19 protein-coding genes and 2 pseudogenes are annotated in these 21,172 nt (G+C 70.2%); 9 read left to right on the top strand and 12 right to left on the bottom strand.

The features are described 5' to 3' along the window. Window positions 1–228: 228 nt before the first annotated feature. Both ACWPOB_RS21695 and ACWPOB_RS21700 read left to right on the top strand, forming a co-directional pair. Window positions 229–1,521, top strand: a complete 1,293-nt coding sequence (locus tag ACWPOB_RS21695; protein WP_455402068.1) for a hypothetical protein — start codon at window positions 229–231, stop codon at window positions 1,519–1,521. A 129-nt stretch (window positions 1,522–1,650) separates the two neighbouring features. Next, on the top strand, window positions 1,651–3,207 hold the full coding sequence (locus ACWPOB_RS21700) for a long-chain-fatty-acid--CoA ligase (protein WP_455402069.1): 1,557 nt from the start codon (window positions 1,651–1,653) through the stop codon (window positions 3,205–3,207). A 63-nt stretch (window positions 3,208–3,270) separates the two neighbouring features. Here the strand turns inward: ACWPOB_RS21700 and ACWPOB_RS21705 are convergent, their stop codons facing one another. After that, window positions 3,271–4,455 carry a thiolase family protein gene (locus ACWPOB_RS21705; protein ID WP_455402070.1) on the bottom strand — a complete coding sequence of 395 codons (1,185 nt, stop codon included), beginning with the start codon at window positions 4,453–4,455 and terminating at the stop codon, window positions 3,271–3,273. A 115-nt stretch (window positions 4,456–4,570) separates the two neighbouring features. Then, window positions 4,571–5,422: a hypothetical protein gene (locus ACWPOB_RS21710; protein ID WP_455402071.1), complete on the bottom strand. Its 852-nt coding sequence runs from the start codon at window positions 5,420–5,422 to the stop codon at window positions 4,571–4,573. A 374-nt stretch (window positions 5,423–5,796) separates the two neighbouring features. On the opposite strand from ACWPOB_RS21710, the gene ACWPOB_RS21715 reads away from it, so the two are divergent. Next, complete coding sequence (locus tag ACWPOB_RS21715; protein WP_006939464.1) at window positions 5,797–6,096, top strand: chorismate mutase; 300 nt, start codon at window positions 5,797–5,799, stop codon at window positions 6,094–6,096. Between the two features lie 99 nt (window positions 6,097–6,195). On the opposite strand, the gene ACWPOB_RS21720 is transcribed toward ACWPOB_RS21715, so the two are convergent. From ACWPOB_RS21720 to ACWPOB_RS21730, 3 genes are all read right to left on the bottom strand, one after another. Beyond that, window positions 6,196–6,669: a hypothetical protein gene (locus ACWPOB_RS21720; protein WP_455402072.1), complete on the bottom strand. Its 474-nt coding sequence runs from the start codon at window positions 6,667–6,669 to the stop codon at window positions 6,196–6,198. A 94-nt stretch (window positions 6,670–6,763) separates the two neighbouring features. After that, on the bottom strand, window positions 6,764–8,188 hold the full coding sequence (locus ACWPOB_RS21725; RefSeq protein ID WP_455402073.1) for an aldehyde dehydrogenase family protein: 1,425 nt from the start codon (window positions 8,186–8,188) through the stop codon (window positions 6,764–6,766). A 95-nt stretch (window positions 8,189–8,283) separates the two neighbouring features. Then, window positions 8,284–9,357, bottom strand: a complete 1,074-nt coding sequence (locus tag ACWPOB_RS21730; protein ID WP_455402074.1) for an alpha/beta hydrolase — start codon at window positions 9,355–9,357, stop codon at window positions 8,284–8,286. Window positions 9,358–9,504: 147 nt separating this feature from the next. Here ACWPOB_RS21730 and ACWPOB_RS21735 point away from each other — a divergent pair, with 147 nt between their 5' ends. Further along, window positions 9,505–11,595, top strand: a complete 2,091-nt coding sequence (locus tag ACWPOB_RS21735) for an elongation factor G-like protein EF-G2 (RefSeq protein ID WP_455402075.1) — start codon at window positions 9,505–9,507, stop codon at window positions 11,593–11,595. Window positions 11,596–11,614: 19 nt separating this feature from the next. Here ACWPOB_RS21735 and ACWPOB_RS21740 read toward each other — a convergent pair whose 3' ends face one another. From ACWPOB_RS21740 to ppk2, 3 genes are all read right to left on the bottom strand, one after another. After that, the gene (locus tag ACWPOB_RS21740; RefSeq protein ID WP_455402076.1) at window positions 11,615–12,310 is read right to left on the bottom strand and encodes an alpha/beta fold hydrolase; all 696 of its coding nucleotides are present in this window, start codon (window positions 12,308–12,310) and stop codon (window positions 11,615–11,617) included. Window positions 12,311–12,343: 33 nt separating this feature from the next. After that, on the bottom strand, window positions 12,344–12,553 hold the full coding sequence (locus ACWPOB_RS21745; protein ID WP_100056134.1) for a hypothetical protein: 210 nt from the start codon (window positions 12,551–12,553) through the stop codon (window positions 12,344–12,346). A 103-nt stretch (window positions 12,554–12,656) separates the two neighbouring features. Further along, the gene (gene ppk2, locus ACWPOB_RS21750; RefSeq protein ID WP_072634924.1) at window positions 12,657–13,604 is read right to left on the bottom strand and encodes a polyphosphate kinase 2; all 948 of its coding nucleotides are present in this window, start codon (window positions 13,602–13,604) and stop codon (window positions 12,657–12,659) included. A 190-nt stretch (window positions 13,605–13,794) separates the two neighbouring features. On the opposite strand from ppk2, the gene ACWPOB_RS21755 reads away from it, so the two are divergent. From ACWPOB_RS21755 to ACWPOB_RS21770, 4 genes are all read left to right on the top strand, one after another. Then, the gene (locus ACWPOB_RS21755; protein WP_455402077.1) at window positions 13,795–14,247 is read left to right on the top strand and encodes a DUF5994 family protein; all 453 of its coding nucleotides are present in this window, start codon (window positions 13,795–13,797) and stop codon (window positions 14,245–14,247) included. 37 nt (window positions 14,248–14,284) lie between these two features. Continuing rightward, window positions 14,285–14,419, top strand: coding sequence for a hypothetical protein (locus ACWPOB_RS21760; protein ID WP_455402078.1), 135 nt, complete (start codon window positions 14,285–14,287; stop codon window positions 14,417–14,419). A gap of 103 nt (window positions 14,420–14,522) precedes the next feature. Further along, window positions 14,523–15,671 carry a serine hydrolase domain-containing protein gene (locus ACWPOB_RS21765; RefSeq protein WP_455402079.1) on the top strand — a complete coding sequence of 383 codons (1,149 nt, stop codon included), beginning with the start codon at window positions 14,523–14,525 and terminating at the stop codon, window positions 15,669–15,671. A gap of 47 nt (window positions 15,672–15,718) precedes the next feature. Beyond that, window positions 15,719–16,399, top strand: coding sequence for a DedA family protein (locus tag ACWPOB_RS21770; protein ID WP_455402080.1), 681 nt, complete (start codon window positions 15,719–15,721; stop codon window positions 16,397–16,399). A gap of 28 nt (window positions 16,400–16,427) precedes the next feature. On the opposite strand, the gene ACWPOB_RS21775 is transcribed toward ACWPOB_RS21770, so the two are convergent. The 3 genes and pseudogenes from ACWPOB_RS21775 to ACWPOB_RS21785 all read right to left on the bottom strand — a co-directional run. Next, window positions 16,428–17,642 (bottom strand): GNAT family N-acetyltransferase, encoded by a 1,215-nt coding sequence (locus tag ACWPOB_RS21775; protein WP_455402081.1) that lies wholly within the window; start codon window positions 17,640–17,642, stop codon window positions 16,428–16,430. A gap of 70 nt (window positions 17,643–17,712) precedes the next feature. Then, complete coding sequence (locus ACWPOB_RS21780) at window positions 17,713–18,993, bottom strand: glutaminase (protein ID WP_455402082.1); 1,281 nt, start codon at window positions 18,991–18,993, stop codon at window positions 17,713–17,715. Between the two features lie 145 nt (window positions 18,994–19,138). After that, window positions 19,139–19,270, bottom strand: a pseudogene (locus tag ACWPOB_RS21785) (bifunctional 3,4-dihydroxy-2-butanone-4-phosphate synthase/GTP cyclohydrolase II); the annotation flags it as partial. Between ACWPOB_RS21785 and ACWPOB_RS21790 the strand changes: the two are divergent. Then, window positions 19,270–19,647 (top strand): annotated as a pseudogene (locus tag ACWPOB_RS21790) (aldehyde dehydrogenase family protein); the annotation flags it as partial. The pseudogenes ACWPOB_RS21785 and ACWPOB_RS21790 overlap by 1 nt on opposite strands. Window positions 19,648–19,983: 336 nt before the next feature. Here ACWPOB_RS21790 and ACWPOB_RS21795 read toward each other — a convergent pair. Next, window positions 19,984–21,021 carry an excalibur calcium-binding domain-containing protein gene (locus ACWPOB_RS21795; RefSeq protein ID WP_455402083.1) on the bottom strand — a complete coding sequence of 346 codons (1,038 nt, stop codon included), beginning with the start codon at window positions 21,019–21,021 and terminating at the stop codon, window positions 19,984–19,986. Window positions 21,022–21,172: the final 151 nt, after the last annotated feature.

Below are 21,172 nucleotides of genomic sequence, written 5' to 3' on the forward strand. Positions count from 1 at the left end.
GACACCCCAATCGCCTCTCCCCGCGGCACCGCACAGACGCGTCGACGGCCGGGTCCAGCACCTCGTCGCGGCCCCCGTCGACGAGGGCACCGTCGCCGGCACCGGGCCCCGACCGCGGCCGTCGAGACGCACGGCGTCGATCGCGAATTTCCCCGAACCGCAGTCCCGGCCTGCCCGTTTCCGGTACAGATGATGCGACAGGACCAGGCCCCCGGCGAAGGAGTTCCTGTGGCCGCACCCGATCGTTCGACGGCCGAACCCGATCCTGCGACGGCCGTGCGCGGCCGGCGACGGACCGCCGTGCTCGTCGGCCTGCTCGCGGCGGCGCACGCACTGCTGACGCCCGCGACCTCCGCGGCCCAGGAACCCGTCGGGTCGTGCGCGTGGCAGTTCCGGTCCGACTCGACCGTGCTGGACATCGCGTTCCCCGACGTCGATGCCACCTACTGGGTGCTGCCGTACGCGCTGGCCCCGGGCGACAGCATCGAACTGCACGGCACCTATCCGGCGGCCCGGTACTTCTCGCTCAACACCTACGGAACGAACTTCGACACGGTCGACACCCTGCGCGACGCGCAGATCGCGCCCGATCCGGGCAGCGGGAACCCGTTCGCGGACGCGGCCGCCGAGGGGCTGCCCGCGTCGGCCCGGCGCTGGAGCGCCACCGTCGTCACCGGTCCGGCCGACCACGCCCGCAACGAGATCGGCGCGCTGCCCACCGGCGGGTCGCCCACCGCACCGGCCGGATTCCTCATCGTCCGGGTCTATGTGCCCGACGACCCGGCCTCCCCGACCGGCGGGGTCCCGCTACCGGACGTGACGCTGCACCAGGGTGGGCGCGCCGTGCCGGTGCCCACGTGCAGCTCCGACTTCGACCCCGCCGACTACGGCAGCGGACCGGTCGAGCGCGCCGCCGAGGCGGCCGTCGACCGCATCGTCGAGGGCGCGGCGTCCGGCGCCTTCCCCGGCAACAACCCCGAGGCGACCTTCGTCAGCCCGGCCACCACGTCCGGGCTGTTCCCGAACGGCGACAACAAGTACATCGGCTCCGTGCTGACGTACCAGCCGGGCCGGATCCTCGTCGTGCGCGGCAAGGCCCCCACGTTCCCCGACACCCGCGCCGGCGAGCCCGTCACCACGCCCGGCCGCCAGGTGCGGTACTGGTCGATGTGCCAGAACGACCAGGTCACCCCGTACCCGGTCGTCGCGTGCGCGGCCGACTTCGAGACGGCGACCGACGCGGAGGGCTGGTTCACCTACGTCGTCGCGGCACCCCAGGACGTTCCCGCCCGCGCCACGGCCGATCCGACGGTGACGGTGCTGCCGTGGGGCTCGACCGAGCTCCCCAAGAAGACTCTGCTCTACCGGAACATGCTGCCGGCCGACGCGTTCTACCCGCAGTCCGTGCAGGCCGCACAGGGCGGCGATCCGGCCGCGACGATGGGTCCCTACTACCCGCGGGCCGCGTACTGCGACACCGCCGCCTTCGAGGCCGGCGGCTACGCCGCCTGCCTGCCCTGACCTCGCGGAGCCGGACCACGGGACCCGCCCGGCGGCGATACGTCCGATTCCGAGACGCCACGCCCCGCCGGCAATAACCTGTGTGACACCCGCCACACGGCGGCACCTGTTCCCCCAGGAGGCTCACGCATGTCCGTCCCCGCCCCGTCCGTCATCCTCGACCGCGTCGCGCACTGGGCGCAGACCAAGCCGGACGAGGTCGCGGTGCAGTACCTCGACCGCACCCACACGTGGGCGCAGTGGCACGAGCGACTGCTCCACCTCGCCGGCGCCCTCGCCGCCGACGGCGTCGGACCCGGCGACACCGTCGCATTCGTCGACAAGAACAACCTCGCGTGCCTCGAGGTCACCTTCGCCGCCTCCGCGCTCGGCGCGGCGAACGCCATCCCGAACTTCCGGCTCGCCGGCGACGAACTCGACTACGTGATCAACGACTCGCGCGCCCGGATCCTGTTCGTGGGAGCGGAATTCGCGCAGGAGATCGAGTCGCTGCGACCCCGGCTGTCCACGGTGCAGAAGATCGTCGTCGTGGGCGGGGAGAACGACGAGTTCGAGCCGTGGCTCGCGGCGGCCGCGCCGGCGACCCTGCCCGACGTCGCGCCCGAGACCACCGCGCTGCTGCTCTACAGTTCCGGCACCACCGGCCGGCCCAAGGGTGTGCAGCTGACGCACCGCAACCTGTTCGCGCACTCCGAGGACGTCCTCGCGGTGCTTCCGTTCACGGAGGGCGACTGCCTGCTCGTGGCGATGCCGCTGTTCCATGTGGGCGGCACCTGCTACGCGATCATGGGCATCCACGACGGCCGCCGGTGCGTGTTCACCCGGGAAGCCGACGCGCCGTCGCTGTTCACGGGTCTCGCGGCCGGCGCGAACATCGCCTTCCTGGTGCCGCCCGTGATCGCGGCCGTCCTCGGCGCGGGCGCACACGCGATCGGGGCGTTCTCCCGCCTCAAGCGCATCACCTACGGCGCCGCGCCGATGCCGCTGCCGCTGCTGCGCGGCGCGCTCGCCGCGTGGCCGGACACCGAATTCGTCCAGGTGTACGGCATGACCGAGCTCGCCGGGGTGATCACGGCGCTGCTGCCGGAGGTGCACCGCGATCCGGCGCAGGAGGCGCGGATGGCGTCGGCCGGTACCCCCATTCCCGGCGTGGAGATGCGCATCGTCGATCCGGCCACGCTCGAGGACGCGGCCCCGGGCGCGATCGGCGAACTGTGGTGGCGCTCGGCGCAGACCACCCCCGGGTACTGGAACCGGCCCGACGCCACGGCCGAGACGATCACGACCGACGGCTGGCTGCGCAGCGGCGACATGGGCCGGGTCGACGACGGCGGCTTCGTGTTCATCGAGGACCGGCTCAAGGACATGATCATCACCGGCGGCGAGAACGTGTACTGCCCGGAGGTCGAGCGGGTCCTCGTCGAACATCCGGCCGTCGCCGAGGTCGCGGTCATCGGCGTCCCGGACGAGAAGTGGGGCGAGACGGTCAAGGCGGTGGTGGTGCTCGCCCCGGACCAGAAGGCCGACGAGCAGGAACTCATCGACTACACCCGCCGGCACCTGGCGAAGTTCAAGTGCCCCGCAACCATCGACATCGTCGACATGCTGCCGCGCAACCCCACCGGGAAGATCCTCAAGCGCTCCCTGCGGGCCCCCTACTGGGCCGGTCACGAACGGACCATCTGAGCGGTGCGTCCTTTGGGCTGCTGCAGCAGCCCAAAGGAAGCACCGGCCGCGGAGCGGCCCGACTCAGCGCACGCGGCGCAGCAGGGCGGCCGGGGCCTGGCCGCCGCCGATGCACATGGTGACGATGCCGAGTTCGAGGTCGCGGCACACCAGGTCCTTGGCCACCCGCAGGGTCAGGATGCCGCCGGTCGCGCCGACCGCGTGACCGAGGGCGATCGCCCCGCCGTACGGGTTGGTGCGGGCCGGGTCGAGCTTGGCGTCGCGGATCACGGCGACGGCCTGCGAGGCGAACGCCTCGTTCAGCTCGATGGTGTCGATGTCGGCCGGGGTGGTGCCGGTCTGCTCGAACAGCTTCTGCAGGGCGAGGACCGGCGCGTAGCCCATCAACTCCGGCTCGAGCGCGGCGGTGGCGACGGACTCGATCACCGCGAGCCCACCCAGGCCCCGTTCCTGCGCGACGGACTCGCGGGCGAGGACGACGACGCCGGCGCCGTCGTTGATACCCGAGGCGTTGCCGGCGGTGACCGTGCCGCCGGCGGCGAACGCCGGGCGCAGCTTCGCGAGGGTCTCGACGGTGGTGTCGGGCTTGGGGTGCTCGTCGGTGGTGACGGTGACGGGCTTGCGGCCGCCGATCTCGACGGGGGTGATCTCCTCGGCGAACGCGGCGCGGGCAGCGGCGGTGGCCGCGCGGCGCTGCGATTCGACGGCGAACTCGTCCTGCGCCTCGCGGCTGATGCCGTACTCGCGGGCGACGTTCTCGGCCGTGACACCCATGTGGATGCCGTGGAACGGGTCGGTGAGCATGCCGACGGTGCCGTCGACGAGGGTGCGGTCGCCCAGCTTGTAGCCGGAGCGGGCGCCGAAGTCGTAGAACGGCATGCGGGACATGTTCTCGTCGCCGCCGGCCAGGGCCAGATCCACCCCGCCCCAGCGCATCTGCATCGCCGCCGACCAGATCGCCTGCAGGCCCGAGCCGCACAGCCGGTTGACGGTGTAGGCCGGCACCGAGACCGGCAGCCCGGCCGCCAGCGCGACGCGACGCGCGTTGTAGGCATCCGGGCCGACCTGCCCGATGCAGCCCATGACGACCTCGTCGATGTCCTCCGCCGCCACGCCGGCGCGCTGCAGGGCCGCCTTCGCGGCGGTCGCGCCGAGTTCGTGGGCCGGCACGTCCTTGAACGCGCCGCCGAAGCTGCCGACCGGGGTACGCGCACCGTCGACGACGACGATCCGTTCCGGAGTGCTCATCTCACGTCCCATCTCTCGCAGGAACGGCACCGAGTGCCATTTATTGCCCTCGATGCTACCGGAGCAGTGAGCCGCAACACAGTCGGGTGGCACTGCGGCGCAAGACGGGCAGCCGTCAGGCCGGGTCGCTCAGGTCGCCCCGGTGCACGCGGTCGGCCGCCGCGGCCGACCCGAGCTCCGCCCGGGCCTGCGGATTTCTCGCGTAGAAGTCGAGCATCCGATACAGCAGCACCGGGTCGCCGTCGAACTTGCGGGAGTCGACCTCGATCACCGGTTCGCGGGGCAACCGGTCCAGGCGGAACAGCCGGCTGGTCCGTCGTCGCGCCCAGGCGGCGGCCGGCGTGCCCAGCACCCAGATCTCGGGGAATCCGTGATGGACGGCGTGCACCCCGGCCACCGAGACCCACGGCAGATACGACTCGATGGTCCAGCCGCGTTGCCGGATCCCGTCCGCGGTCAGCAGCAGCGCCCCTCGGCGGATCCCCCCGCGCAGCACCTCCACGACGAACGCCGCGCAGGGCAGCCCGAAGGCGGCGAGCAGCACACTCACCCACGGGACGCCGTCGTCGAACAGGACTATCTCGACGGCCGCGCCGAGCGAGAGCAACGCCGCGCTCGTCGTCATCGCCCCCATCAGGTGGAAGACGGCGCCGGAAGCGCGGATCTCGGTGGCCCCGCGGCCCCGGGACTCCACGAACCGGATCTCGGGGTCGCCGCGGCGCGGACGCCAGTACACGTATCCGAAGAGCGCCGTGAGGGCCATCAGGCCGGACAGGATGAGGAAGAACCGGGTCACCGCCCAGGCTCCCGCCTGCCCGGCATCCCAGGCCCGCCAGAGCGAGACGAGGATCACGACACCGGCGAGGGCGATCGCGGCGGCGACCCGGGCGCTGAACTTCGGGGGCGGCCATTCCTCCGGGCGGATCAGCGGCACGGCGTCGGACTCGTCTTCATCGGTGCCGTGCACAAAACACCCGTCCCACTGAGTTCCCCTTCCGGAAGCGCCGGGGATCCCACCGCCCCGACCGGTTGCCGGTAGGTGGGGAACGCTACCGCAGGGCCTGCGGATTGTGGTTCACGACACGCGCCGGGGCGGGCGTCCACGGTGGAGAAGGGACCTTCGACCCTACGTCCGAGGGCCGGACGAGGCGGAAACCCGATGGTGTGACCATTGCCACAAATGCCACGGGGCGGACATAAAGCCCAGTTCAAAAGGTGTTCAACTCACGTTGGCCGGCCGCCGGACGCGGGACACGAAAATCTTGTCTACGGATGAGTAACACTGGCGCCGACGGGAACGACACAATCATCGACGATCCAGACGAGACCGGAGGAATCTGCATGACTGTCCAGCTTGATTCGCCTGGCTTCGAGTCCGCCCGCGAGGTGGTTTCGGCCCAGGAAGACCTCGGTCGACTGTTCGACGAGATCGGGACGCTCGATGCGCAGATCCTCGAGGCGATCGAGCGCCGCAGCGAGCTGTCGCGCCGGGCGGGCATCGCTGCGAAGGAGTCCGGGACCGCTCGGCAGGCCCAGAACCACGAGATGCGGGTCCTCGACCGTTTCGCCGAGCTCGGCGCCGACGGCAAGACCCTGGCGATGACGCTGCTCCGCCTCGGACGCACCCGCCTGTCCTCCTAGACCCGACGACTTCGCGCGGCCCCCGCACCGGATCGGTGCGGGGGCCGCGTCGTCGTCGCCGCCCGAAGAGCCGTGGCCGCCCGAACGCAGGTACGGCGGTCAGCGCCTCGCATGCAGGAGGCCGTCCCGCACCGAGGCCGGCTGCGGCGTCTCCAGCTCGAACTCGGCGAACGCGCGGCCGGCGACGGCGGCGATGCCCGCCGGCGGCAGCTCCTCGAACTCACCGAGCACGAGGGCGATCTGCTCGACCGGCGGCAACGTCGAGAACAGGACGGCGTCGTCGCCGCAGCCTTCCGCGCGCCGATGCGCGGGCGTCTCGGCGTGCAACAGGTACACGAACCACGACACGGCGTACGCGCACAGTTCGGGACCGATCGGGCCCCGCCACGTCGCGACCGCACGCGCCAGCGCCCGATCGAAGACCGGGGCCGCGTGCTCGGAACCGACGGACAGCAGCCGCGCGCAGGCCGCGAGGTCCGGGAGCTGGCCTTCCATGACCTCACGCAGGCCACGCGGGGGAACGTCCAGGTTGCCCGCGGACCCGCCACTCGGGTCCGGCGGCATGATGTACATCGTCCGCTCCCTCCGCGCTTTCCCTGTCGGGGAAACCGATCCTGTCTTCCCGTCTATCGTTCTGCGGTACCCGAACGTGACGTACCCCATACGTTCACCGCAGGAGTGCCTTGACCTCCAGGAACTCTTCGAGACCGAAGACGCCGGCTTCGCGCCCGACGCCGGAGTGCTTGTAGCCGCCGAACGGTGCGTCGGTGTTGAAGGCGCCCCCGTTGATGTAGACCTGCCCGGTGCGCAGCTGTCGTGCGACCCGCTCGGCCCGGGCGCGGTCGGCAGACCAGACCCCGCCGGAGAGCCCGTAGTCGCTGTCGTTGGCGATGCGCACGGCGTCGTCCTCGTCGCGGTATCCGATGATCGACAGCACCGGACCGAAGATCTCCTCGCGCGCGATCGTCATGTCCTCGGTCACGTTCGCGAACACGGTCGGCCCGACGAAATAGCCGGTGCCGAGGCCGGTTTCGCGGCCGTCGAGGACCAGTTCGGCGCCCTCCTCGATGCCCTGGTCGATGTAGGACCGCACGCGCTTGAACTGGTTGGCGTTGACCAGCGGGCCGAGCCGGGTGGTGGCCGAGGCGGGATCGCCGACGGTGTAGGCCCGCGCGACCTGTTCGGCGAGGGCGGCCACCTCGTTCATGCGCTCGGCGGGGACGAGCATGCGGGTCAGCGCCGAACAGGTCTGCCCGGAGTTCAGGAAGCACTGGGCCACGCCGTCGGTGACGGCCCGGGTCAGGTCGGCGTCGTCGAGGATGACGTTGGCGGACTTGCCGCCGAGTTCGAGGGCCACCTTCTTCACCGTCTCCGCGGCGACGACGGCGACGCGCTTGCCGGCGCGGGTGGAGCCGGTGAACGAGACCATGTCCACGCCGGGATGCGCGGCGATGGCCTCCCCCACGACCGGCCCGTACCCGCTGACGAGGTTGAACACGCCGGGCGGCAGGCCCGCCTCGTCGCAGATCTCGACGAGCGCGTAGGTGATCAGGGGCGCCACCTCGGTCGGCTTGAGCACGACGGTGCAGCCACCCGCGAGGGCGGCGAACACCTTCAGGACCACCTGGTGCAGCGGGTAGTTCCACGGCGTGATGGCGCCGACGACACCGATCGGCTCGCGCACGATGAGGGCGTTGCCCACCTCGCCGGCGTCGAAGTCGTAGGTCGCGGCGAGTTCGGCGTAGCGGGTGATGTTCTTCAGCGGCATGCCGATCTGGACCGGCTTGGCCAGCGTCACCGGCATGCCCATGTCGCGGGAGACCAGCGCGGCGAGATCGTCGATGCGCTCGGCCATGAGGGCCGCGACCTTGCCGAGGTGGGCACCGCGTTCGGCGCCGGTGAGCGCCGACCACGCCGGGAACGCCGCCCGTGCCGCGCGTACGGCCCGGTCCACGTCCTGTGCCGTGCCCTCGGCGACGACGGCGATGACGTCCTCGGTGGCCGGGGCGATCACGTCGATCCGGCCGGTGCCGTCGGAGTCCACCCATTCGCCGCCGATGTAGATCTTCGTGCGGTCGAGCACGTTGTTCATGTCGTTCCTTCTCCGCCGAGTGATGTGCTTCACACGCAGCGTACGACGCGTCCCCGTCGGGCCGTGGGAAGCGGGACCGGCCCCGTCGCGGCGCGTCAGGGCCGGGTGTCGAGGGCGCGCTGGAGCGTCGGCCACGCCTTGGGCAGCTGGTCGCGCCAGTAGTCCCAGGCGTGCACGCCGACGGGTTCGTAGGTGACGGTGACGGGGATCTTCAGGGCACCGAGGCGTTCCTCGAGCCGCTGGGTGCACATCCGCGAGCCGGCCTCGAGGATGCCGCCGGCGACGACGGTGCGCGCCAGGTCCGGGGTCTCGGGCGTCTCGTGAGGGCCGGGCACGCCCGTCGCGGCGGACAGGTAGAGCTCTTTGCCGGCGAGGTTCTCGGCATGCGCGACGGTGTCGTGCTCGGCCCACTCCCGGCTGCCGGGCGGACCCCACATGTTCACGACGTCGCCGCCCTGCGACGAGGTGCTGGTCTGCACGACGGCGCTGCCGAGCAGGTCGCCCGTCGAGTAGCAGCCGCTGAAGGCGGCGACGCCCCGGTAGAGCTCGGGGTGCCGGTGGGCGAGCATCATGGCCGCCTGCCCACCCATCGAGTTCCCGGCGATCGCGTTGACCCCGTTGCTGTTCAGCCGCGCGGCGAGCAGCGGCGGAAGCTCCTCGGTAAGGAAGGTTTCCCACTTGTTCAGGCCGAGCTTGGGGTCGGACTGCAGCCAGTCGCTGTAGAGGCTGCCGCGGCCGCCGTTGGGCATGACGACGTTGACGTTCTTGTCGGCGAAGAAGGCGGGCGCGCCGCCGATGTTCATCCAGCCGCTGGTGTGGTTGCGGGCGCTGACCCCGTCGAGCAGGTACAGGGTGGGGCGCGGGGCCGAGTTGTCGGCGGGCAGCAGGACCTCGACGCCCACGTCGCGGCGCAGGGCGGGGCTCGCGACGGTCAGCCGCACGGCGCGTTCGGAGATCGGGGTCTCCCCCACGATGGCCGGTGTCGCGATGTCCCGCAGCTCCGGCAGGGGGCCGGGGTCCTCCTGGAAGGCCGCCGGCACCGACGAGCCGGAATTCGACCCGGTGCCGGGTGCCGCGACGGCGACCCCCGCCCCCAGCACGGAGACGGCGGCGAGCGCCGTCCCGGCCGTGAACAGGCGGACGAGTGCCGGGCGCTGAACATCAACCACGAGGGCCTCCCTAAACCTCAAGTTCAGGTTGAGAGTAGCTCGAGCGTCGCCCCCGTGGCGTCTTTTCGGACCGCCGCCGATCCCGAAAGACGCCACGGCGGCGGAACCGCCTCCTACACTTGGCACAGGCCACGGGAGGAGTCGCCGATGCCCGACCGCTCTGCCGCACGCACCGAACGGGCGCCCGCCGTCGAGCGCCCCGCACAGATCCGCAACGTCGTCCTCGTCGGTTGCAGCGGGGTCGGCAAGACCACCCTCGCCGAATCCCTGGCCCTGGCCGCCGGCGCCGTGGGCCGCGCCGGGCGCACCGCCGACGGCACCACCGTCTCCGACTACGAGGCGATCGAGCAGCAGCACCGCCGCTCGGTGCAACTGGCCGTGCTGCCGCTCGAGTGGAACGGCGTGAAGATCAACATCATCGACACCCCCGGGCATCCGGACTTCGACGCCGAGGTCCGCGCGGGACTGCACGCCGCCGACGCGGCCGTATTCGTCGTCTCCGCAACAGATCCCATCTCTGCCGCCACGCGCACCCTGTGGCGCGAGTGCGCCGAGACCGCGATCCCGCGCGCCATCGTCGTCTCCAAGCTCGACGTCGCCCGCACAGACTTCGACGAGATGCTCACCGCCTGTCACGACGCCTTCGACCTCGGTCCGGACACCCTGCGCCCCGTGTACGTGCCGGTCTTCGACGGCGGCCGCCCGTGCGGCTCGATCGATCTGCTCACCGGCCGCGGCTACGGCCATCCCGCCGCCGTGCCGGACACAGGCGCCGCGCGCGAGAGCCTCGTCGAGGCGATCTCCGGCCAGGACGACACCCTCATGGAGCGCTACCTCGCCGGCGAGGCCCTCGACACCGAATCCCTCGACGAGGGGCTGCGGCACGAGATCGTCGACTGTGCACTGCATCCCGCGCTCGCCACCACCGACTACGGGGTCGGCGCCGCCGAACTGCTCGATCTCGTCGCGATGGCCTTCCCCGACCCCACCCACCGTCGCCCGCCCGCCCCCGCCGCCGATCCCGCGGCGCCCTTGACGGCGCAGGTGATCCGTGTCGCCGGCGACGCCTACGTCGGGCGCATCAGCCTGGTGCGGGTGTTCTCCGGAACGCTGCGCCCCGACACGACGATCCGGCTGGCCGGGTCCGCCGGCGACGACGACACCACCGAACGCGTCGCGACCCTCACCAGCCCGTTCGGCCGGCAACAGCGACCGGTGCCCGAGGCCGTCGCCGGCGATCTGGTGTGCATCGCCAAGCTCGTCACCGCCCAGCCCGGCGACACCCTCTCCGAATCGGGGGCGTCGACCCTGCTGGACCATTGGCCGCTGCCCGAGCCGCTGCTGCCCGTGGCCGTCGAGGCCCACAGCCGCAGCGACGACGACAAGCTCTCGCAGGCCCTCTCCCGGCTGACCGCCGAGGACCCGGCGCTGCGTCTCGAGCAGAACCCCGACACCCACCAGCTGGTGCTGTGGTGCACGGGCGAGGCCCACGCCGAGGTCGTCCTCGACCGGCTGCGCACCCGCCACGGCGTGAACGTCGACGCCGTCCCGTACCGGGTGGCGCTGCGCGAGACGTTCGCGACCCCGGCCAAGGGCCACGGCCGGCTCGTCAAACAGTCCGGCGGCCACGGCCAGTACGCGGTGTGCGACGTCGAGGTCGAACCGCTGCCCATCGGCGGCGGCATCGAATTCGCCGACCGCGTCGTCGGCGGCGCCGTGCCCAGGCAGTTCTTCCCGTCCGTCGAGAAGGGCGTGCGTGCGCAGGCCGCCAAGGGTGTGGCCACCGGAAACCCGCTCATCGACGTCCGCGTCACCCTCGTCGACGGCAAGGCGCACTCGGTGGACTCCTCCGACGCCGCGTTCCAGACCGCGGCCGGGCTGGCGCTGCGCGACGCCGCCACGCACACCGAGGTCAAGCTGCTCGAACCCGTCGCCGCGGTGCGGGTGATCCTGCCCGAGGAGTACCTCGGCGCCGTCCTCGGCGACCTGTCCGCCCGGCGCGGCCGGGTCCTCGGCACCGAGAGCGCCGAGCCGGGCAGGACGCTGCTGCGCGCGGAGGTCCCCGAGCTCGAACTCGCCCGCTACCCGGTCGATCTGCGGTCGCTCACCCAGGGCACCGCCGAGTTCGCCCGGATGCACCTGCGCTACGAGGCGATGCCCGCCGCGGTGGCGGCGCAGTTCACCGGCGTCCAGGAGACGACCGCGTCGAACGGCAAGTCCCGCAGCGGAAGCCGGTAACGCGTCCGGCGGCGGATCCTCATTCCCGCAGCAGCAGCGACGCCAGTTCTGCCGGGCGGCCGAGGGCGGGCAGGTGCCCGCTGTCGATCACCTCGGGCTCCACGCCCAGCCGCTCGCGAGCGAGGCGCTGGATCAGCGGCAACGGGAACAGCCGATCGTGGCGGCCCGCGATCACCCGCACCGGCACGTCCGGCCACCGCTGCGCCCGCCACGCCGGCTCGAACGCCGTCTCCGACATGTCCGGCTGCTCGTGCGCGAACGCCTCGTCGACCACGTCGGCCGGCACGTCGTGGAAGAACAACTCGCGCGGATCCAGCGGCGCGTCCGGATCGCGCCCCTCGGCGACGTCCTGCGCGCGCTTCGCCTCGGCCTGCCCCACCGCCGACCACCACTGCCCCGGCGACTCACCCGGCGCCGGAATCATCGGGGCCACCAGGATCAGTCCGTCGACGGACATCCGCTCGGCGGCGATCACCGCGGTGAACGCGGACATCGACTGCGCCACCAGGGTCGGCGGCCGCGCGACGTCCCGGCCGGCCGCCACCACGACGTCCGCGTAGGTGTACTGGTCGGCGCCGGGATCGGTGTACGGCAGGTCGACCGGGACGACCTCGTGCCCACACTCGCGCAGCAGCGGCACCACCCGGTGCCAGTACCACGAGTCCGAGCCGGCCCCCGGCAGCAGGACGAAGGCACGGGTCATGGCGTCGGGCATCGGCGGCTCCCGGTCGGTGACGACACGGCCCGGTCAGTCCGGCGCCTCGTCGCCCGTCACGATCGGCTTCTGCTCCTCGCGGTCCGAGACGCTGCCCTCGACCCCCTCCTCCTCGCGCTCGGTCTCGACCCGCTTCTCCATGTCGTCCACCAGGTTCTCCAGGTCTTCCCGGGTGACCGGGGCGGGGCGGTCGGTGGCCTCCACGGGCTCTTCGCGGTCATCGCGCTTTTCCGGACTTCCCACGGTGTGACGTCCTTTCGATGTCGGCCGGCCTCGGCCGGTGCGGCCCTCTCGCATTACCCGGTCTCCCGCACCCCGAAACGGCGCGGCGGCCGCCGGGCGCAGATCACATCGTCGGAAAGGACTCCGAGGGGCGCTCCCCCTCGTCGTACACCGTCTCGGGCGAGCCGATGATCAACGGATCCGGGGTGCGAACCACGCGCGGATCCTTGCCGGTGTAGTCGAAGCGGTGCAGCACCCACTTCATGGCCTCGATCCGCGAGCGCTTCTTGTCGTTCGCCTTGACGATGGTCCACGGCGCGTGCGGGGTGTCGGTGTAGAACAGCATCGCCTCCTTCGCCTCGGTGTACGCGTCCCACTTGTCGAGGCTCGCGAGGTCCGTCGGCGAGAGCTTCCACTGCTTGACCGGATCGGTGCTGCGCGCGACGAACCGCGCGTGCTGCTCCTCGCGGCCCACCGAGAACCAGAACTTGACCAGATGGATCCCCGACTGCACCAGCATCCGCTCGAATTCCGGTGCGGAGCGGGTGAATTCGCGATACTCGTTCGGGGTGCAGTACCCCATCACCCGTTCGACGCCGGCCCGGTTGTACCAGGACCGGTCCATCAGCACGATCTCCCCACCCGCCGGCAGGTGCTCGACGTAGCGCTGGAAATACCACTGCGTGCGTTCGCGCTCGGTGGGCTTCTCGAGCGCCATCACCCGCGCGCCGCGGGGATTGAGGTGCTCGGTGAACCGCTTGATCGCCCCACCCTTGCCGGCCGCGTCGCGGCCCTCGAAGATGATGACGATCTTCTCGTCGTACTCCTTGACCCAGGCCTGCAGCTTGAGCAGTTCGATCTGCAGCCTGCGTTTGCGGGCCTCGTACTGCCGTCGCGTCATCTTCGTGTCGTATGGATACCCGTGCCGCCACGGTTCGTCGACGTCGGCGACCAGGTTCTTGCGGCCCGACTTGCGCAGCAGCTCGCCGATTTCGTCGATCTCCGGGGTGACGTCGACCTGGCCGTCCGACGCGAGTTCGAACGGCTCACCGTTCTCGTTCAACTCGTCCACCCAGCGAGATTACCGCCGCCCGCGTGCACGTGCCGCGGTTCCACGGCCGGCCGGGCCGACAGCGCGGCCGCCCGGTTTCACCCCTTCGTGTACGCTTCGGGTATCGATGGGCAATTCGCGTCGGGCTTCCGCCCGATGGGCCCCGATCGGAAAACCTCCGGCCGATTCGCGGCCGACCAAGGAGCGTCCCATGACGCGCAGGCCCGTACCTGCACACCCGGACATGAGCCGTGGTTCGTCGGTGCCCGAACGAACGCAACCGTTCCCCGAGCCCACGCGCACCCCGCGGCTGCTGCTGCGCCCTGCCGGGGCGCCCACATCGTCCGTCGACGGCGCATGGTTCCCCTGGACCTCGAACATCACCTCGGAGCTGCACGACCTGATCTCGGCGCTCGCCCCGAGGCTCGGGTCCGTCGCACGGATCGCGTTCGAATGGAACGCGGTCAGCTCCGCCCAGCGCCGCATCGACGACGTCGACGGCATCGAGATCACCGGTCCGATTCCCGGACAGCCGTCGAACCTGATGTATCTGTTCGGCGAACACGACGCGCGGATCGCGCTGACGATCGTCGATCCCCACACCGATCCGGACCGCGCCTACGAAATCATGCGGACCGTCGCCGAGGCGCCCGGCGACCACTGACCCTTCCCTCCCCCATCACTCCACAGAACAGGACATCATGCAGCCCCACGAGTACCCGATCTTCCTTCAGCCCGGCAAGCCCGCCGAGCCGGACACCACCGCCGACCTCGAGGCGGACACCCGGCGTCACGGACCGTACGACTACTCCGGCCTCTTCTCCGCACCGAACTGAGCGCCCGCCGCCGCTTTCATGATCGAACTGCACGCGCTGCGCCGGTGCAGGGTTCACACTGAGGTCCGATGATGTTGTCATCCTGCCGACTCTGGGAGCTGCGATGCGCCGTCTTTCGATCCTCGCCATGAGTGCCTTCGTGATGGTGGCCGCGGCCTGCGGCTCCGACACCGGCACCGAGGACTCCGCGACGACGACCACACGCGCGCCCGACTCGGCCCAGGCCGAGAAGTTCCAGGCCGCGCTCGACGACGTGCGCGACGACTTCAAATTCCCAGGCGTCGTCGCGCGGGTGATCACCGCCGACTACGAGTGGACCGGCAGTTCCGGTACGGCAGGCCAGGACTCCACCGAGCCCCCGACCGCCTCCGACCACACGCGCATCGGCAGCATCACCAAGACGTTCACCGTCACCGCGGTGCTCCAGCTGATGCAGGACGGCAAGCTGTCGCTCGACGACCCCATCGGCAAGTACGTGCCGGGCCTGCCCAACGGCGACACCGCGACCCTGCGCCAGCTCGCCGACATGACCAGCGGCATCCCCAGCTACACCTTCGACGAGAACTTCCAGAACCAGCTCTTCGGCGATCCGACCAAGCCCTGGACTCCCGAGCAGCTGCTCGACATCGTGCGCGGCGCGCCGCCGAACTTCCCGCCCGGGGAGAAGTGGGAGTACTCGAACTCGAACCTCATCGCCCTCGGCCTGGTCGTCGAGCAGGTCAGCGGGCAGAGCCTGGGCGACTACATCACCGAGAAGATCATCGAGCCGCTCGGGATGCGCGAGACCTCCTTCCCCGACACCGACGAGATCCCCTCCCCCCACCTGGAAGGCATTACCGAACAGGGACAGCCGGAGGGACAGACCACCGACCCCACCAACTGGGATCCCTCGTGGGCATGGGCCGCCGGGGCGATGATCTCCACCCTGGACGACCTGCAGATCTGGGCGAAGGCCATCGGCACCGGCGAGGGGCTCTACGACCAGCAGACCCAGGACGTGCGCATGTCGTCGTTCCTGTACGGCCTGCCGCCGAACACCGCGACCGCGGCGTACGGGCTCGGTCTCGGCGACGCCGACGGCTGGCTCAGCCACACCGGCGAGCTGCCCGGTTTCAACACCTACTTCGGCTACAACCAGGACACGCGCGACATCGTCCTCGTCGCGGTCAACAGCGACATCCCGAACGCCCAGAATCAGAACCCGGCGCCCGCCGTGGTGCAGAAGCTGCAGGCCGCGCTCGCCGGCTCCTGAGGCCGTGGCGGCCCTCACGTCGCCCGGATCCGGTGTGATCGGTCGTTATGGTGGATCAGGTGACTGCCCCACTCCTCGCCGCCATCCCCGCCGACGCCGCCGTCCCCACCGAGGGCCTCGCTGGCTGGGCGCTGTCCCTCATGGACCGGCTCGGCGGCGTCGGAGCGGGCATCGCGATCGCGCTGGAGAACTTCTTCCCGCCGCTGCCCAGCGAGGTCATCCTGCCGCTGGCCGGGTTCGCCGCGAGCCTGGGCAGCTTCACCCTCTTCGGGGCGCTGTTCTGGACCACCCTCGGCTCGCTCGCCGGCGCCCTCGGCCTCTACGCGGCCGGGCGCGGCGTCGGACCCGACCGCATCCGCCGGATCGTCGACCGGCTCCCCCTCGTCGACGTCGCGGACCTCGACCGCACCACCGCATGGTTCGAGCGGCACGGCAGCAAGGCCGTGTTCTTCGGCCGCATGGTCCCGCTCTTCCGCAGCCTCATCTCCATCCCCGCCGGCGTCACCCGCATGCCCGCGTGGCGGTTCGTGCTGTTCACCACTGCCGGCAGCCTCGTCTGGAACACGATCTTCGTCCTCGCCGGCTACGGGCTGGGCGCGAACTGGGCGCGCGTCGAGCCGTACGCGGCGGTGTTCCAGAACATCGTGATCGCCGCCGTCGTCCTGTTCCTCGGCTACGCCATCGTCAAGCGCGTCCGGAAACGTCGCGCGCAAAGCGACGCGAACTGACCCACGACACTGCACCCGGGCGGCGCGGTCAGAACATGACGCCGGCGAACGGCGCCGATGCCGTCGCGAACAGCTGCTCGACCACCGGCAGCGCCTCCGCGTCGTGCACCCGCACCAAGCCGGCGACCTCCAGCTGATGCCACCGCGTGCCGCCGAGCAGCGTCGCGGCAAGAGCGGACACCTCCACCTCGAGCTGCGCCGGCTCGTCCACCCGCTCGGCCCCCGCCGCCGAGATCCGATAGGTCCCGGTGTTCTCCGGGAGACGCTCGTCGAGGACGGCCAGCCGCGCCTCTCCGGCACCGGCGAAGGTCCGCGCACGCAGCGCGGCCGGCACGTCGACGATGCGCAGCCACGTCTCGTCGCCGGCACTGCGCAAGCGCACCGCGCGCGAGTCCGTCAGCAGCCACGGCAGCGGATCGTCCTGCGGGAGCGCGGCGAAGACGAACGTGTCGACGAGATCGAGGTTCAGCAGGAACCGGAGCAGGCCCAGGTAGGCGGTGCGAGTCGGGGCGAAGAAGTCGTCGACGACGACCGTCCGATCCCGGCTGCCGAACCACATGTCGGTGCCGACGGGGTGATACCGGGCGAAGCCCGTCTCCGCCCCCGGCTCGCCGTGCACCGCGACGTACCGGGGCTCACGGTCCCCGACGATCCGGTGCTCCTGCGACCGCCACCACGGCGGGATGCGATCGATGCTTCCGGGACGCGACGACGGATTGTCGTCGGCAATGCGCGACAGCAGGTCCCACGCGCGGTGCGGATCGACGAGCCGCACCGGCCCGCCCTCACCCACCGACGGGCGCAGCACCGCCCGCCGCACGTCGAGCTCGACGGTGTGCGTCGTGGTCGCGACGCCGTACCCGAAGCGGCCGTAGATCGTCGCCTCGGAGGCCCGCAGCGACGTCACCACCTCACCCCGGTCCTGAGCATCGCTCAGCTGACGACGCATCAGCGCCGAGAGCACACCCCGCCGCGTGTGCGTGGGCAGCACGCCGACGTGCGTCACGGCGGCGTGCGGAACCCTGTGGCCGCCCGGCAGCACCATGCCGCTCGACGCCGACTCCACCGTGCCGACCATCTGCCCGTCGACGAACGCCCCGAGGGTGCGGCCCTGCTCGCGCTGCGTGAGGATCTGCCCCGGCTCGAGCGGATTCGGCGCCGGCATCCCGATCATCGCGGTACGGAACAGCTTCGCCGCCGTCAGCAGCTCGGCCTCGGTGTCCAGGACTCGAATCTCCGGCATTACCGCAGCATACGGGCCGCCGGTCCGGGACGGGTCCCGACGCGGACCGCTGACGGTGCCCGCCCTGCGGTCACGCCGACGCCGCGAGCAGGTCGTCGACCGACCGATGGATGTCCGGGCGGCGACCGTCGCCGACGTCGGGGTCCGGCAGGTGCTCGTCCGGGTCGACCAGCGTGACGTCGTGCCCGTCGAGCAACAGCCGCCGCAGCACTTCCAGGATCATCCGCCGGCCCACCGGCAGCACCGAGTGCACGAACGTCAGGTCGAGCGCCACCCGCCGCGTGGTCACCCGCTCGTCGACCACGGCCCGCACCACGGTCTCGGCGTTGGTGAACTGGATGTCGCCCTGCAGTTCCAGCACGGTGACCGCCTCCGGCTCCTCGCCGACGATCTCGCGCCGGCGCAGCACCGAATGCGCGACCATCGGGGCGTCCATCAGATGCAGATTCATGTCGTGGGACAGACGTTCGAAGGCGACGACACCCCGCGCGCTGTTGCCGTGCCGATCCAGCCGCGGCGAGAACACGGCGATACCAAGCTGACCGGGCAGGATCCCGATGATGCCGCCGGACACCCCGCTCTTCGCGGGAATGCCGACGGTGGTCAGCCAGTCGCCGGCCGCGTCGTACATCCCGCACGTGGCCATCACCGACAGCACCTGACGCACCGTGGGCCGGGAGAAGACCCGGGACCCCGTGCGCGGCTGGATCCCACCGTTAGCGAGCGTGCCCGCCATCATCGCGAGATCGGTCACCGTCACCGACACCGAACACTGACGCACATACCCGGCGACCACGTCTTCCGGGTCGTCGAAGAACACCTCGTAGCTGCGCAGCAGATTCGCGATCGCGATGTTGCGGTACGTGGTGGTCAGCTCGGAGGCGGCGACACGCTCATCAATGGCGAGGTCGCGGCCGGCCAACTCAGAGAACAACGACCGCACCTGTTCGCCCCGCGCGTGCGGCGACGCATCGTCGGACAGCAGGGCGTGGGCGGTGAGCGCCCCTGCGTTGATCATCGGATTCAGCGGGCGCCCGGAGTCGTGTTCGAGGGAGATCTCGTTGAACGCCTCCCCCGACGGTTCCACATCGATCTTGTCGAGGACCGCATCGAAGCCCAGCCGGTCGAGCGCCATGCCGTACACGAACGGCTTCGAGATCGACTGGATCGTGAAGGCGTGCTCGGCGTCGCCGGCCGAATACACCGTCCCGTCCGCCGTCACCAGAGCAACCGCGAAACGATCCGGGTCAGCGGCGGCCAGTTCCGGGATGTAGTCGGCGACGGTCCCGCTCACATCGGCGGTGCACGTGTCGAGCACCTCGGTCAGGTAGTCCGGTATCGGAGAGCGCATGCCCCCATCCTTCCCGAACGTCGGGGTATCGGCGGCGCGCACCGTACCCGCTCGCCCGTCAGTCATCCACCCCAACGATTGTCACCGCGGACGACTGACGGCAGCGCGGATCCCGCATGCGCCGATATCGCTGTGCGGCGTACCTTTCCGCCGCGGGCAGCAGGTGCCCCATCCGCCGTCTCTTCGTCTCCAGGTACCGCGCGTTGGCCGGGACGCTGCCCACGTGCAGCGGCACCCGTCCCGACACGACGATGCCGTTGGCCTCGAGGCCGGCGATCCACTGAAGCAGATTTACTGGCATCACTCATCTCCGCCGAAACAGAAAGGCCGCACGACGACGGATTCTTCGAAGTGATGCTCACTGTGGAGCACCTCGACTGGGCGGCACGGAACGCACAGACGGTCCTTCGGCCACGACGGGTTCTCGCCGCAATGCCGTTGATGAATCAGAACGCGATCCTCTAGTACCTGCCTCTCGTTGTCATCGGAGTCATCGGTCCGTGGAACATCCCTGCCTTCACGCCGATGAGTTCGATCTCGTACGCCCTCGCTGCAGGCAACGCGGTGATGTTCAAGCCGTCCGAATTGACACCGGGTGTCGGCATGTGGCTCGAGAACACATGGAACTCCATCCCTCCCGACCAGCCGATTCTTCTCTGCAAGCCGCCCGTCGGATTCGTAGCAGCAGAGTCGCCGTGAACCGTGTCTTCACCTTCGGTGCCGTCCCCGCTCTCCCCTTCGGCGGTATCGGCGAGTCGGGGTTCGGGGTTCGGGGTTCGGGACGATCCACGGCGCGGACGGCTTACGCGAATTCAGCCGGCCGCATGCGGTGCCGGTGGAAACGGTTCCGCCCGCCCCTGACCCCGTGCACGGTCGACGCCCCTGAGCGTGACGTGAGAATGCGAAGCGGATGTTCAGGATGCGGCACGCGCGGTGATTGCCGAATTTGGTGGTCGGCCGCACTCAGCGCTCGCGTTGTTCCTGGGACGATCAATTCCACTCACAAGCTACGCCGTCGTCGTCCCGATCGAGTTCGGATCTATAGCCCGCCTGACCGCGCAAGAGCGGTGCAACGCCGGCATTGCGGGCAGCGTCGCAATTCTCGTAATAGACAAACGATTCGGCCGAGGGGGATGGTGGGGTGTACTCGGGCGTGTTCACCCGCGGTGCGGGCACGTACGTCGTAGTCTCCGACGGCATGTACAGGGGAGGCGGCGGGCTGAACACGGTGGTCGTCGGTACAGCGCCCGATGACTCGATCTCCGACGGTGTGCGAGTCACCTCTGGTGCGGTCTGCTGTGTCGTGGCTGCCGAGGAGAGTTCACGAGTGGTCGTCGAGGATGACACTTGCGCCGGTTCTACGGAGCGGTCGGGGTTCGAGCTGTTCACGGCGGCCAACACGCTTCCCCCGACAACGATGAACATCACGACACCGACCGCCACGAGCCCCCTGTTTGCACGTTGATTCGCTGAAGTCTTCCCCGCCCTCCGCTCAGGCACCGTCTCGGCCAACTTCGACAAACGGGCAAAGATCGCGGCACCGACAGACTTGGCGGCCGCAAGTAGCAGTCTCCTGACTTGCTCCGCTTCAGGACTCTTCCACGCCTTTATCGCCTGGTCTCGGGGGTCGGACGGCCGCTCACGACGAGACTCGGCCTTCTTCTGCGAAGGCGACGACGGAGGCGCCACCCTATCGGGCGCGCGGAGTCCTACCTTGTTGCGCTCGGTGGCTCGACCGGCATGATCGATGTCGAACAGTTGGATCCGATGCGCCGTTGCGTAGTCGACAGCCGTTGGTCCGTAGCCGTTGAGCGCAAAGTACGCTCGCGCCTCGGCCGTACCCATATCGCGATCCATGTAAAAGCTCGTCAGTTCGGATCGGCTGACGGGGGCGGCACGAACAGTTACCTTCGCAACCAACCCCGGCGCCCGAATATTCATGCGGCTCGATCCACCGCCGGCAGTGGGGACGAACCCGAGAGACCTCAGGTGGCGCTCAGCGATGGTTTTCGCCTCTGATGGAGTCATGCTCTCGGCCATAATGCCCTCGCCGGTCCCATTTCAAGATCATTAATGCGAAAGCGCATGCACGCTGATTCACTCACTGAAGTAATCGTTCGGCACGAATAGACCGTTACGCACCGAAGACGTACAGCAGACGGAGGTAGACCGTCTCCAC

The organism is Rhodococcus sp. 2H158, assembly GCF_053764755.1.